Raw genomic sequence first — 12,140 nt, 5'->3', positions numbered from 1 at the left:
ATAGGCCCGGCCCCTGAATATTGATTTCGACACTAAGGATTTCGAGAAATGGCTAAGGAAAAGTTCGAGCGGACAAAACCGCACGTTAACGTTGGCACCATTGGTCACGTGGACCACGGCAAGACCACCCTGACTGCAGCGATCACCACGATTCTGTCGAAGAAGTTCGGCGGCGAAGCCAAGGGCTACGACCAGATCGACAGCGCGCCGGAAGAGAAGGCTCGCGGTATCACGATCAACACTGCTCACGTTGAGTACGAAACGGCTAACCGGCACTACGCGCACGTGGACTGCCCGGGTCACGCCGACTACGTGAAGAACATGATTACCGGTGCTGCCCAGATGGACGGCGCCATCCTGGTGGTGTCGGCTGCTGACGGCCCGATGCCGCAAACCCGTGAACACATCCTGCTGGCCCGCCAGGTGGGCGTGCCGTACATCATCGTGTTCATGAACAAGTGCGACATGGTTGACGACGCTGAACTGCTCGAGCTGGTCGAGATGGAAGTGCGTGAACTGCTGTCGAAGTACGAATTCCCGGGCGACGACCTGCCGCTGATCAAGGGCTCGGCCCTGAAGGCGCTGGAAGGCGATCAAAGCGAAATCGGTGAGCCGGCGATCTTCCGTCTGGCCGAAGCGCTGGACAGCTACATTCCGGAACCGGAGCGCGCTGTGGATGGCGCTTTCCTGATGCCGGTGGAAGACGTGTTCTCGATCTCCGGTCGCGGTACCGTGGTGACGGGTCGTGTCGAGCGCGGCATCATCAAGGTCGGTGAAGAAATCGAGATCGTGGGTCTGAAGCCCACCGTCAAGACCACTTGTACCGGCGTGGAAATGTTCCGCAAGCTGCTGGACCAAGGTCAGGCTGGCGACAACATCGGCGCCCTGCTGCGTGGTACCAAGCGTGAAGACGTCGAGCGTGGTCAAGTGCTGGCCAAGCCGGGTTCGATCACCCCGCACACCAAGTTCGCTGGCAGCGTGTACGTGCTGTCCAAGGACGAAGGCGGCCGTCACACCCCGTTCTTCAACGGCTACCGCCCGCAGTTCTACTTCCGTACCACCGACGTGACCGGTGCGGTTGAACTGCCGGCCGGCACCGAAATGGTGATGCCGGGTGACAACGTCGAAGTGACCGTGTCCCTGATCGCTCCGATCGCCATGGAACAAGGTCTGCGCTTCGCCATCCGCGAAGGCGGCCGTACCGTCGGCGCCGGCGTCGTGGCCAAGATCATCGAATAAGCGGAGCCGGTCATGCAAAGCCAGAAAATCCGTATCCGTCTCAAGGCTTACGACTATGCCTTGATCGATCGTTCGGCTCAGGAAATCGTCGATACCGCTAAGCGTACCGGCGCTGTGGTCAAGGGTCCGGTGCCCCTGCCCACCAAGATCGAACGTTTCGATGTGCTACGTTCGCCCCACGTGAACAAGACTTCGCGTGACCAGCTGGAAATCCGTACCCATCTGCGTCTGATGGATATTGTCGATCCTACCGACAAGACCGTGGATGCCCTGATGAAGCTGGATCTGCCGGCTGGCGTTGACGTCGAGATTAAGTTGCAGTAATTCAAGACGTTGCCGTATAATCGCGGGCTCGCTGCAAACGGCGAGCCCGCGATACTTTTAAGTGTCAATGGGTTTCGCGGTCTTTATAGATCGCTGGCCAATCGTAGCCAGCCCTTCGAAAGGAAAGAACGATGAGCTTAGGACTTGTCGGGCGCAAGGTCGGTATGACCCGCGTCTTCGCCGAGGATGGTGCTTCCATTCCGGTGACGGTGCTGGATCTGTCCGCTAACCGCGTCACGCAAATCAAAACTCAAGAAACCGACGGCTACAGCGCCGTGCAGGTGACCTACGGCGAACGCCGCGCTAGCCGCGTCAACAAAGCCGAAGCCGGTCATTTTGCCAAGGCCGCTGTCGAGGCTGGTCGTGGTCTTCACGAGTTTGCCCTCAGTGCCGAAGAACTGTCCAAGTTCCAGCCTGGTGCCCAAATCACTGTCGAGATTTTCTCGGTCGGCCAAAAGGTCGATGTGACCGGTACCTCGCAAGGTAAGGGTTTCTCGGGCGTGATCAAGCGCCACAACTTCAGTTCCAACCGCGCGTCGCACGGTAACTCCGTGTCGCACAACACTCCTGGCTCGATCGGTCAGGCGCAGGATCCGGGTCGTGTGTTCCCGGGTAAGCGCATGGCTGGCCAGTACGGTAACGTCAAGCGTACCGTGCAAAATCTGGAAGTGGTGCGTGTTGATGCCGAGCGTGGTCTGTTGCTCGTCAAGGGTGCCGTTCCCGGTGCCAAGGGCAACGACGTGGTCGTCCGTCCCAGCGTGAAAGCAGGTGCGTAATGGAACTGAAAGTCATCAATGCAAGCGGCCAAGCCGCCGCCAGCGTGACCGCTTCCGACGTCCTGTTCGGTCGCGACTATAACGAAGCGCTCGTCCACCAGGTCGTTACTGCCTATCTGGCAAACGCCCGTAGCGCCAACCGCGCTCAGAAGGATCGTAGCGAAGTCAAGCACACCACCAAAAAGCCCTGGCGTCAGAAAGGTACGGGTCGCGCCCGTGCTGGTATGACTTCCTCGCCGCTGTGGCGTGGTGGTGGTCGGACCTTCCCGAACAGCCCGGAAGAGAACTTCAGCCACAAGGTCAACCGCAAGATGTATCGCGCTGGTATCGCGACCATCCTGTCGCAACTGGTGCGTGAAGACCGGCTGAATGTGGTCGACAGCTTTGTTGCCGATACGCCCAAGACCAAGGCGTTTGCACAGAAGCTGGCCGCCATGGGCCTCAATGAGAAGACCTTGATCGTTACCGACAATCTCGACGAGAACCTCTACCTGGCATCGCGTAACCTGCCCAACGTGCTCGTGCTCGAGCCGTCGCAGACCGACCCGGTGAGCTTGGTCCGCTTCAAGAAGGTCCTTGTGACCCGTGAAGCGCTGAAGCAGATCGAGGAGATGCTGGCATGACCCAACTGAATCAGGAACGTTTGCTCCAGGTGATCCTGGCGCCGGTGATCTCCGAGAAGAGCACCTTCGTGGCAGAAAAACACGAACAGGTGGTGTTCCGGGTGGTCAACGACGCGACGAAGCAGGAAGTGAAGGCGGCTGTTGAGCTGCTGTTCAAAGTGCAGGTCGATTCCGTGCAGATCAGCAATGTGAAGCCGAAGCAAAAGCGCTTTGGCCGCAGCGTCGGCTGGCGTAAGGGCTGGAAAAAGGCCTATGTTGCTCTGAAGCCGGGTCAAGAGATTGACCTCCAGGCTGCGCAATAAGGGAGTGCCAAGATGCTCGTAAAAGTAAAACCGACTTCTCCTGGCCGTCGCGCTGTCGTCAAGGTCGTTCATCCTGAGCTGTATAAGGGCCGTCCGCTCGCAGCCTTGGTCGAATCGCAAAGCAAGACTGCCGGCCGTAACAACCGTGGCGTGATCACCTGCCGTCATAAGGGTGGTGGCCATAAGCAACACTATCGGACCATCGACTTCCGTCGTAACAAGGACGGTATCGTCGCCAAGGTCGAGCGTATCGAGTACGACCCCAACCGTACCGCCCATATTGCCCTGCTGTGCTATGCCGATGGCGAACGCCGCTACATCATCGCCCCCAAAGGTGTGAAGGTGGGCATGCAAGTGGTCAGCGGCTCCGAAGCCCCGATCAAGGTTGGTAATACCCTGCCGCTGCGCAATATTCCGGTGGGTACCACGGTCCACTGCATCGAGCTGCAACCGGGCAAAGGTGCTCAGCTGGCCCGTTCGGCTGGTGCCGGCGTGCAACTGCTGGCTCGTGAAGGTGCCTACGCTCAGCTGCGTCTTCGTTCCGGCGAAATCCGCAAGGTCCATGTGGACTGCCGCGCTACCATCGGTGAGGTTGGTAACGAAGAAAACAACCTGCGCAAGATCGGTAAGGCCGGTGCCCAGCGCTGGCGTGGTATCCGTCCGACCGTTCGCGGTGTGGCAATGAACCCGATCGACCACCCGCATGGTGGTGGTGAAGGCCGTACTGGTGAAGGCCGTGTGCCGGTCAGCCCGTGGGGCCAGCCGACCAAGGGCTACCGTACCCGCCGCAACAAGCGCACTAGCAATATGATCGTGCGCCGTCGGTTCTCGAATAAGGGGTAATTAAAGATGGCTCGTTCCGTTAAAAAAGGCCCGTTCGTCGACGCTCACCTGCTCAAGAAGATCGAAGCAGTGCGCGCTACTAGCGACAAGCGTCCGATCAAGACCTGGTCGCGTCGCTCGACCGTGCTGCCTGATTTTGTTGGCCTGACCATCGCCGTGCACAACGGTAAGCAACATGTTCCCGTTTATATCAACGAGAACATGGTAGGCCACAAGTTGGGCGAATTCTCGCTGACCCGTACTTTTAAGGGTCATGCCGCCGACAAGAAAGCCAAGAAGTAAGGTGACGCTATGCAAACATCCGCTGTTTTGACTGGCGCTCGCTTGTCGGCGCAAAAAGCGCGCCTGGTTGCTGACCTGGTGCGCGGTAAGCCGGTTGAGCAAGCGCTCAACATTCTGACCTTCAGCCCGAAGAAGGGCGCGGTCCTCATCAAGAAATTGTTGCTGTCGGCTATCGCCAATGCCGAACACAACGATGGCGCCGATATCGACGCCCTCAAGGTGACGACCATTTATGTGGACAAGGGTCCGAGTCTCAAGCGTTTCACTGCCCGTGCCAAAGGCCGTGGCAACCGCATCGAGAAGCAGACCTGCCACATCACCCTGACCGTGGGCGAGTGAGGACGATATGGGCCAGAAAATTCATCCGACGGGTTTCCGTCTTGCAGTGAACAAGAACTGGGCATCGAAGTGGTACGCGAACAGCCGTAATTTCCCGGCCATGCTGGCTGAGGACATCAAGGTTCGCGACTTCCTGAAGAAGAAGCTGTCGCATGCCTCGGTTGGTCGTATCGTTATCGAGCGTCCGGCCAAGAACGCCCGCATTACGATCCATAGCGCCCGTCCGGGTGTGGTGATCGGTAAGAAGGGTGAGGATATCGAAATCCTGAAGGGTCAGCTGACCAAGCTGATGGGTGTGCCGGTGCACATCAACATCGAAGAGATCCGCAAGCCGGAAATCGATGCTCAGGTTATTGCTGATTCCATCGCCGCCCAGCTGGAAAAGCGTGTGATGTTCCGTCGTGCCATGAAGCGCGCGATGCAGAACGCCATGCGTCTGGGTGCTCAAGGCATTAAGATCATGTCCTCGGGCCGCTTGAACGGCATCGAAATCGCTCGTACCGAATGGTACCGTGAAGGTCGCGTGCCGCTGCACACCTTGCGTGCTGATATCGATTACGCTGTGTCTGAAGCCAAGACCACTTACGGCGTTATCGGTATCAAGGTATGGGTGTACAAGGGCGAAGTGAAGGCGGGCGAACAAGTGGTTGCCCAGCCGGAGCAAGCCGAGCGCAAGCCTAGAAAGGGGGCTCGAAATGCTGCAGCCAACTAGACTCAAATATCGCAAACAGCAGAAGGGCCGCAACACCGGCATCGCTACCCGTGGTAACAAGGTTAGCTTTGGCGAGTGGGGCCTGAAGGCTATCGGCCGTGGTCGTTTGACCGCCCGCCAGATCGAAGCTGCCCGTCGTGCCATGACCCGTCATATCAAGCGGGGCGGCCGCGTGTGGATTCGTGTGTTCCCGGATAAGCCTATCTCTTCCAAGCCTGCCGAAGTCCGGATGGGTAACGGTAAGGGTAGCCCGGAATACTACGTCGCCGAGATTCAACCTGGTAAAGTGCTGTACGAGATGGACGGCGTGGGCGAAGAACTCGCTCGCGAAGCTTTCCGTCTGGCTGCTGCCAAGTTGCCGATCCCGACGGTTTTCGTGACCAGACATGTGGGGCAGTGAGATGAAAGCGAGCGAACTGCGTAACAAATCGGTCGAAGAGCTCAAGAACGAGCTCCACTCGCTCCTTAAGGCCCAGTTCGGTCTTCGCATGCAGCTGGCTACCCAGCAGCTTGCCAAGACCAGCGAACTGAAGCGTGTGCGCCGCGATATCGCGCGCGTGCGAACCATCCTGGCTGACAAGGCGGCGTAATCATGACCGAGAGCAAACTCAAGCGCACGCTGACCGGCCGAGTGGTCAGCAACAAGATGGACAAGACCGTCACTGTGCTCGTTGAGCGTAAGGTCAAGCACCCGCTCTACGGCAAGGTCATCCGTCTGTCGAAGAAGTACCACGCGCATGACGAAGCCAACGCCTATGGCGAGGGCGACGTGGTAACTATCCAAGAGACTCGCCCCCTGTCCAAGACCAAGTCCTGGGTGGTGGTGAGTCTGGTGGAAAAAGCACGCAGCGCCTAAACGTCGAAATTAAAAAGACTTTTAGAGCTTGATGCTTGTCAGGGCATTATACGATCTGTATAATGCCCTGTTTTCATCGTGCCTCTTTGTGCAAACGAAGAGGCATTTCTCCCGTACGGGATCCAAAACTGGCCGTTGTGCCGTGGCTTGCTGCGGCGTCGCCGAGTAAGTCGGCGGATATGACGGGTTAAGTTGGAGGTTTCTACATGATTCAAATGCAATCCATGCTGGAGGTTGCTGACAATACCGGTGCGCGTACGGTTATGTGCATCAAGGTATTGGGCGGCTCCAAGCGTCGTTACGCCTCGGTTGGCGACATCATCAAGGTCAGCATCAAAGATGCTGCCCCGCGTGGTCGGGTCAAGAAGGGTGACGTGTACAACGCTGTGGTGGTTCGTACCGCCAAAGGCGTGCGCCGTCCTGATGGCCAGCTGATCAAGTTTGACGGCAACGCCGCTGTGCTCCTCAACAATAAACTCGAGCCGATCGGTACCCGCATCTTCGGACCGGTGACGCGTGAACTGCGCACTGAGCGCTTCATGAAGATCGTTTCGCTGGCGCCGGAAGTGCTGTAAGGGGTGCGTAAATGAAAAAGATTCGCAAAGGTGACGAGGTTATCGTCATCACCGGCAAAGACAAAGGTAAGCGCGGCACGGTGTTGCGCGTGTTGGTGGACGACAAAGTGGTTGTCGAGGGCGTGAATGTGGTGAAGAAGCACCAGCGTCCCAATCCGATGCGTGGCGTGGCCGGCGGTATCGTTGAAAAAACCCTGCCGCTGCAGGTCTCCAATGTTGCCATCTTCAACCCGGCGACGCAAAAGGCTGACCGTGTCGGTTTCAAGCTGCTCGAAGATGGCAAGAAGGTCCGGATCTTCAAGTCGAACGGCGAAGTGGTCGGGGGCTAAGGGGTAGAATATGGCTCGTTTGCAAGATTTCTACAAAGAAACCGTGGTCCCGCAACTGCAACAGCAGTTCGGCTACCAGTCGATCATGGAAGTGCCGCGGATCGAAAAGATCACGATCAATATGGGCGTTGGCGAAGCCGTGGCCGATAAGAAGGTCATGGAACACGCCGTTGGCGACCTGCAGAAGATCGCAGGCCAAAAGCCGGTCGTGACCCTGGCCAAGAAGTCGATCGCCGGCTTCAAAATTCGTGACAACTATCCGGTGGGTTGCAAGGTTACCCTGCGCCGTGACCGGATGTACGAATTCCTCGATCGCCTGATCACCATCGCCATGCCGCGTATCCGCGACTTCCGTGGTATCTCGGGCAAATCGTTCGACGGTCGTGGCAATTACAACATGGGCGTCAAAGAGCAGATCATCTTCCCGGAAATCGAATACGACAAGATCGATACGCTGCGTGGCATGAACATCACCATCACCACGACCGCGAAGACCGACGAAGAAGCTCGTGCGCTGCTCGCCGCGTTCAAGTTCCCGTTCAAGAATTGAGGTTGCCATGGCCAAACTCGCATTGATTAACCGCGAAGACAAGCGTCGCAAACTGGTGGCGAAATTCACCGCCAAGCGCGAGAAGCTGCTGGCGATCATCAACGACCAGAACCTCAGCGAAGAAGAGCGTTTCGAAGCTCGCCTGAAACTGCAGGCACTGCCGCGTAACGCCAATCCGACCCGTCTGCGCAATCGTTGCTCCGTGACCGGCCGTCCCCGTGGCGTGTTCCGTAAATTCGGTCTGGGCCGCAACAAGCTGCGCGAAATCGCCATGCGTGGCGAGATCCCGGGCGTCGTCAAGGCCAGCTGGTAAGGAGATCACGAATGAGTATGCATGATCCTATTGCCGATATGCTGACCCGTATCCGCAACGCCCAACGCGCGGACAAGCCTTCGGTTTCCATGCCGTCGTCCAAGCTCAAGGTGGCTATCGCCCAAGTGCTGAAGGACGAGGGTTACATTGAAAATTTCTCGATCGCCGACGCCGACAAGAAGCCGGTTCTGTCGATCGATCTGAAATATTACGCCGGTCGCCCGGTGATCGACCGCATCGAGCGTGTCTCCAAGCCGGGTCTGCGCATCTACAAGGGTGTCAATGACATCCCGCGCGTGATGAACGGTTTGGGTGTCGCCATCGTGTCGACTTCCAAGGGCGTGATGACTGACCGCAAGGCGCGTGCCAATGGTATTGGCGGCGAATTGCTGTGCATCGTGGCTTAAGGGGGTAGACGATGTCTCGCGTAGCTAAGAACCCGGTCGCCCTGCCGGCCGGTGTCGAAGTCAAACTGGCCGATGGCCAGATCGTTGTGAAGGGCCCGCTGGGCACTGCTGCCCGGCCGCTCGACCCCGCCGTTGAAATCAAGCTCGAGAACAACGAGCTGGTGTTCAAGGCCGTCGACGAAAGCAAGCACGCCCGTGCCATGTCTGGTACGTTGCGCGCTCTGCTGGCCAATATGGTGACGGGTGTTTCCAAGGGTTTCGAGCGCAAGCTGCAGCTGGTTGGCGTGGGCTATCGTGCCCAGGCCCAAGGCGACACGGTGAACCTGACCCTGGGCTTCTCCCATCCGGTGGCACACAAGATGCCGGCCGGTGTGAAGGTGGAAACCCCCTCGCAGACGGAAATCATCCTCAAAGGCGTCGACAAGCAGCAGATCGGCCAAGTGGCCGCCGAGATCCGCGCTTACCGTGCTCCGGAGCCCTATAAGGGCAAGGGTGTCCGTTACTCCGACGAGGTCGTGGTCCTGAAAGAGACCAAGAAGAAGTAATCGAGGCTGAACATCATGGACAAAAAGCAAACTCGCTTGCGCAGGGCCCGCAAAACTCGTGCTCGCATCGCAGCGCTGAAGATGGTACGCCTGGCCGTGCATCGCACCAACAGCCATATCTACGCCCAGATCATCGACGCCGATGGCAGCCAAGTGCTTGCCAGCGCTTCGACTCTGGAAGTCGATGTGCGCAAGGACCTGGCAAATGGTGGCAATGTCGCCGCTGCTGCCCTGGTTGGTAAGCGCATCGCCGAGAAGGCCAAGGCTGCCGGTGTTACCAAGGTTGCCTTCGATCGCTCCGGTTTCCTCTACCATGGCCGCGTCAAGGCGCTGGCTGAAGCCGCTCGCGAAAACGGCCTCGAATTCTAATTGGAGTCAAACATGGCGAAGACTGATATCGAAGATCGCGGCGATGGCCTGCGGGAGAAGATGATCAGCGTCAACCGCGTGACCAAGGTGGTGAAGGGTGGCCGTATTCTCGGCTTCGCTGCACTGACCGTGGTTGGCGATGGTGATGGTGGTATCGGCATGGGCAAGGGCAAGTCCAAAGAAGTGCCCGCTGCCGTGCAAAAAGCGATGGAAGAAGCCCGTCGCAAGATGGTCAAGATCGCGCTGAAGAACGGTACCGTTCATCACGCAGTGTTCGGCAAGCATGGCGCCACCACGGTGTTTATGCAGCCTGCTCCCGAAGGTAGTGGTATCAAGGCCGGTGGCCCGATGCGTGCTGTTTTCGAAGTGATGGGCGTGCATAACATCTCGGCCAAGTGCCATGGCTCGACCAATCCGTACAACATCGTCCGTGCCACTTTGGACGGTCTGATGAAGCTGCGTTCGCCGGCCGAAGTGGCTGCCAAGCGTGGCCTGACGGTCGAACAGATGCTGGGGGTAGAGGCAAATGGCTGACGCTCGCAAAGTGAAGGTCACGCTCGTCAAGAGCCTGATCGGTCGTCTGGAGTCGCACAAGGCGTGCGCCCGCGGCCTGGGCCTGAAGAAGATCAACCAGTCGGTTGAAGTGCTCGATACCCCGGAAAACCGCGGCATGATCAATAAGATCAGCTATCTGGTGAAAAGCGAGGGCTAATCATGGAACTCAATACGATCAAGCCCGCTGATGGCGCCAAGCATGCGAAGAAGCGTGTCGGTCGCGGTATCGGTTCCGGTTTGGGCAAGACTTGCGGCCGTGGCCACAAGGGTCAGAAGTCGCGTTCGGGTGGCTTCCACAAGGTCGGTTTTGAAGGCGGTCAAATGCCGCTGCAACGCCGCCTGCCCAAGCGCGGTTTCGTGTCGCTGACCAAGCACCTGACTGCGGAAGTCCGCAGCGGTGACCTGAACAAGCTGCCGGTCGATGAGGCCGATCTGCTGGTTCTGAAACAGACTGGCCTGGTGCCGCTGTCGGCCAAGGCTGCCAAGATCATTCTGGCAGGCAAGGTCGAACGTGCAGTCAAGCTCCGCGGTGTGTCGGCAACTGCCGGCGCCAAGGCGGCGCTTGAGGCTGCCGGTGGCGGCATTACCGAGTAAGGCAGAATAAGGGTTTACCTGTGGCGAATCCCGCGATGGCCAGTACCGCGAGTAAATTCGCGGATCTGAAGAAACGGATCTGGTTCCTGATTGGTGCTTTGATCGTCTATCGCATTGGGGCGCACATTCCCGTACCGGGTATCAACCCGGTCGAGCTCGCCAAGCTCTTCGACATGTCGAAGAGCGGGGCGGGCTTGCTGAACATGTTCAACATGTTTTCCGGCGGCGCGCTTTCCAAGTTTACTGTGTTTGCGATTGGCATCATGCCGTATATCTCGGCATCGATCATCCTGCAGCTTGCTTCTGAAGTGCTGCCCAGTCTCAAGGAGCTGAAGAAGGAAGGCGAGGCAGGACGACGCAAGATCACCCAGTACACCCGCTATGCGACGGTGTTGCTGGCAACGGTGCAGAGCTTCTTTGCTGCACGTCTGCTGCTCAGCATGCCGAATATGGTACTGATCGGTCCTGCGGAGTTCTATCTCACCACGGTCGTGGCGCTGGTTACCGGCACCATGTTCCTGATGTGGCTGGGCGAGCAGGTGACTGAACGGGGACTGGGTAACGGTATCTCGATTCTGATCTTCGCGGGTATTGCCGCCGGTATCCCCAGTTCGATCGGTAAAACGCTGGAACTGGCCAGCCAAGGCTCGTTGTCTTCGCTCTTGGTGATCGGTCTGGCGGTCGGCGTCGTGCTGGTGACATGGGTCGTGGTATTTGTGGAGCGCGGTCAGCGCAAGGTGTTGGTCAATTACGCCCAGCGCCAGGTCGGCCGCCGCATGGTGCAAGGTCAAAGTACGCATCTGCCGCTTAAGCTCAATATGGCTGGCGTCATTCCGCCGATCTTTGCATCGAGCATCATCCTGTTCCCAGCGACGTTATTGTCCTGGACCAGTAACAACCAATCGTTCGACTGGCTCAAGCCGATCGGCAACATGCTCCATCCCGGCCAGCCGGTGTATGTGATGCTGTATGCCGCCGCGATTATCTTCTTCTGCTTCTTCTATACGGCTCTGGTGTTCAATCCCAAAGAGACGGCAGATAACCTGAAGAAGAGTGGTGCTTTCGTTCCGGGCATCCGTCCGGGCGAGCAGACGGCCAAGTATATCGAGCGGGTGATCCTTCGCCTGACCTTGATCGGTGCGATCTATATCACCATCGTCTGTCTGATTCCTGAATTCCTGATCCTGCAATGGAGCCTGCCGTTCTATTTCGGTGGTACTTCCTTGCTGATCGTGGTAGTGGTCACGATGGACTTTATGGCGCAGGTTCAATCGTATCTGTTGTCGCATCAGTACGAGAGCTTGTTGAAAAAGGCCAATTTCAAGGCCGGCTGATCCGAACCGGGTTGATACGGTGCACAGGGTCCAGAGCGAGTCATGGCGAAGGAAGACGTAATTCAGATGCAGGGCGAGATCGTTGAGAACTTGCCCAACGCGACGTTCCGGGTGAAGTTGGAGAATGGTCATGTGGTGCTCGGCCACATTTCCGGCAAGATGCGGATGCACTATATCCGTATCCTGCCTGGCGATAAGGTGACGGTCGAACTGACACCTTATGATCTCTCCCGCGCCCGTATCGTCTTCCGCGCCAAGTAACGCGGGTTTTTA

The 12,140-nt window shown here is 57.9% G+C and carries 24 protein-coding genes; all 24 read left to right on the top strand.

Going from position 1 to position 12,140, the window contains the following annotated elements; all coding sequences use genetic code 11:
- Positions 1-48 precede the first annotated feature (48 nt).
- Positions 49-1,239 carry an elongation factor Tu gene (gene tuf, locus ACFOW7_RS10585; RefSeq protein WP_378163937.1) on the top strand — a complete coding sequence of 397 codons (1,191 nt, stop codon included), beginning with the start codon at positions 49-51 and terminating at the stop codon, positions 1,237-1,239.
- A gap of 12 nt (positions 1,240-1,251) precedes the next feature.
- Entirely contained in the window at positions 1,252-1,563 is a 312-nt protein-coding gene (gene rpsJ / locus ACFOW7_RS10580; RefSeq protein ID WP_378163935.1) for a 30S ribosomal protein S10, read from the top strand.
- Positions 1,564-1,694: 131 nt separating this feature from the next.
- Complete coding sequence (rplC, locus tag ACFOW7_RS10575) at positions 1,695-2,339, top strand: 50S ribosomal protein L3 (RefSeq protein WP_378163933.1); 645 nt, start codon at positions 1,695-1,697, stop codon at positions 2,337-2,339.
- The gene (rplD, locus tag ACFOW7_RS10570) at positions 2,339-2,962 is read left to right on the top strand and encodes a 50S ribosomal protein L4 (protein WP_378163931.1); all 624 of its coding nucleotides are present in this window, start codon (positions 2,339-2,341) and stop codon (positions 2,960-2,962) included. The genes rplC and rplD overlap by 1 nt, the downstream gene beginning before the upstream one ends.
- Positions 2,959-3,264 (top strand): 50S ribosomal protein L23, encoded by a 306-nt coding sequence (rplW, locus tag ACFOW7_RS10565; RefSeq protein WP_378163929.1) that lies wholly within the window; start codon positions 2,959-2,961, stop codon positions 3,262-3,264. The genes rplD and rplW overlap by 4 nt, the downstream gene beginning before the upstream one ends.
- Before the next feature lie 12 nt (positions 3,265-3,276).
- Entirely contained in the window at positions 3,277-4,107 is an 831-nt protein-coding gene (rplB, locus tag ACFOW7_RS10560) for a 50S ribosomal protein L2 (RefSeq protein WP_378163927.1), read from the top strand.
- A 6-nt stretch (positions 4,108-4,113) separates the two neighbouring features.
- On the top strand, positions 4,114-4,389 hold the full coding sequence (gene rpsS / locus ACFOW7_RS10555; RefSeq protein ID WP_378163925.1) for a 30S ribosomal protein S19: 276 nt from the start codon (positions 4,114-4,116) through the stop codon (positions 4,387-4,389).
- Positions 4,390-4,398: 9 nt separating this feature from the next.
- A complete protein-coding gene (rplV, locus tag ACFOW7_RS10550; protein ID WP_378163923.1) occupies positions 4,399-4,728 on the top strand; it encodes a 50S ribosomal protein L22 in 330 nt (109 codons plus the stop codon).
- Between the two features lie 7 nt (positions 4,729-4,735).
- The gene (rpsC, locus tag ACFOW7_RS10545) at positions 4,736-5,440 is read left to right on the top strand and encodes a 30S ribosomal protein S3 (RefSeq protein ID WP_378163921.1); all 705 of its coding nucleotides are present in this window, start codon (positions 4,736-4,738) and stop codon (positions 5,438-5,440) included.
- Entirely contained in the window at positions 5,424-5,840 is a 417-nt protein-coding gene (gene rplP, locus ACFOW7_RS10540) for a 50S ribosomal protein L16 (RefSeq protein ID WP_378163919.1), read from the top strand. The genes rpsC and rplP overlap by 17 nt, the downstream gene beginning before the upstream one ends.
- A 1-nt stretch (position 5,841) precedes the next feature.
- A complete protein-coding gene (rpmC, locus tag ACFOW7_RS10535) occupies positions 5,842-6,030 on the top strand; it encodes a 50S ribosomal protein L29 (RefSeq protein ID WP_378163916.1) in 189 nt (62 codons plus the stop codon).
- A 2-nt stretch (positions 6,031-6,032) separates the two neighbouring features.
- On the top strand, positions 6,033-6,296 hold the full coding sequence (gene rpsQ, locus ACFOW7_RS10530; protein WP_378163914.1) for a 30S ribosomal protein S17: 264 nt from the start codon (positions 6,033-6,035) through the stop codon (positions 6,294-6,296).
- 206 nt (positions 6,297-6,502) lie between these two features.
- Positions 6,503-6,871, top strand: a complete 369-nt coding sequence (gene rplN / locus ACFOW7_RS10525; protein ID WP_028446080.1) for a 50S ribosomal protein L14 — start codon at positions 6,503-6,505, stop codon at positions 6,869-6,871.
- A gap of 11 nt (positions 6,872-6,882) precedes the next feature.
- Positions 6,883-7,200 (top strand): 50S ribosomal protein L24, encoded by a 318-nt coding sequence (rplX, locus tag ACFOW7_RS10520; RefSeq protein WP_378163911.1) that lies wholly within the window; start codon positions 6,883-6,885, stop codon positions 7,198-7,200.
- A gap of 10 nt (positions 7,201-7,210) precedes the next feature.
- Positions 7,211-7,750: a 50S ribosomal protein L5 gene (gene rplE / locus ACFOW7_RS10515; protein ID WP_378163909.1), complete on the top strand. Its 540-nt coding sequence runs from the start codon at positions 7,211-7,213 to the stop codon at positions 7,748-7,750.
- Positions 7,751-7,757: 7 nt separating this feature from the next.
- The gene (rpsN, locus tag ACFOW7_RS10510; protein ID WP_378163906.1) at positions 7,758-8,063 is read left to right on the top strand and encodes a 30S ribosomal protein S14; all 306 of its coding nucleotides are present in this window, start codon (positions 7,758-7,760) and stop codon (positions 8,061-8,063) included.
- 11 nt (positions 8,064-8,074) lie between these two features.
- Positions 8,075-8,470, top strand: a complete 396-nt coding sequence (gene rpsH, locus ACFOW7_RS10505) for a 30S ribosomal protein S8 (RefSeq protein WP_378163904.1) — start codon at positions 8,075-8,077, stop codon at positions 8,468-8,470.
- A gap of 11 nt (positions 8,471-8,481) precedes the next feature.
- Complete coding sequence (gene rplF, locus ACFOW7_RS10500) at positions 8,482-9,015, top strand: 50S ribosomal protein L6 (RefSeq protein ID WP_378163902.1); 534 nt, start codon at positions 8,482-8,484, stop codon at positions 9,013-9,015.
- Between the two features lie 15 nt (positions 9,016-9,030).
- Complete coding sequence (gene rplR, locus ACFOW7_RS10495) at positions 9,031-9,384, top strand: 50S ribosomal protein L18 (protein WP_378163900.1); 354 nt, start codon at positions 9,031-9,033, stop codon at positions 9,382-9,384.
- 12 nt (positions 9,385-9,396) lie between these two features.
- Positions 9,397-9,918, top strand: coding sequence for a 30S ribosomal protein S5 (gene rpsE, locus ACFOW7_RS10490; protein ID WP_378163898.1), 522 nt, complete (start codon positions 9,397-9,399; stop codon positions 9,916-9,918).
- A complete protein-coding gene (gene rpmD, locus ACFOW7_RS10485) occupies positions 9,911-10,096 on the top strand; it encodes a 50S ribosomal protein L30 (RefSeq protein WP_378163896.1) in 186 nt (61 codons plus the stop codon). Before rpsE ends, rpmD begins: the two co-directional genes overlap by 8 nt.
- A gap of 2 nt (positions 10,097-10,098) precedes the next feature.
- Positions 10,099-10,533: a 50S ribosomal protein L15 gene (gene rplO, locus ACFOW7_RS10480; RefSeq protein ID WP_378163894.1), complete on the top strand. Its 435-nt coding sequence runs from the start codon at positions 10,099-10,101 to the stop codon at positions 10,531-10,533.
- A gap of 35 nt (positions 10,534-10,568) precedes the next feature.
- Positions 10,569-11,867 (top strand): preprotein translocase subunit SecY, encoded by a 1,299-nt coding sequence (secY, locus tag ACFOW7_RS10475; protein WP_378163892.1) that lies wholly within the window; start codon positions 10,569-10,571, stop codon positions 11,865-11,867.
- Positions 11,868-11,909: 42 nt separating this feature from the next.
- On the top strand, positions 11,910-12,128 hold the full coding sequence (infA, locus tag ACFOW7_RS10470) for a translation initiation factor IF-1 (RefSeq protein ID WP_378163890.1): 219 nt from the start codon (positions 11,910-11,912) through the stop codon (positions 12,126-12,128).
- Positions 12,129-12,140 lie beyond the last annotated feature (12 nt).

It is taken from the genome of Chitinimonas lacunae, assembly GCF_042650885.1.
Taxonomy (GTDB): Bacteria; Pseudomonadota; Gammaproteobacteria; order Burkholderiales; family Chitinimonadaceae; genus Chitinimonas_A; species Chitinimonas_A lacunae.
This window is presented reverse-complemented; position numbering and strand designations above follow the sequence as displayed.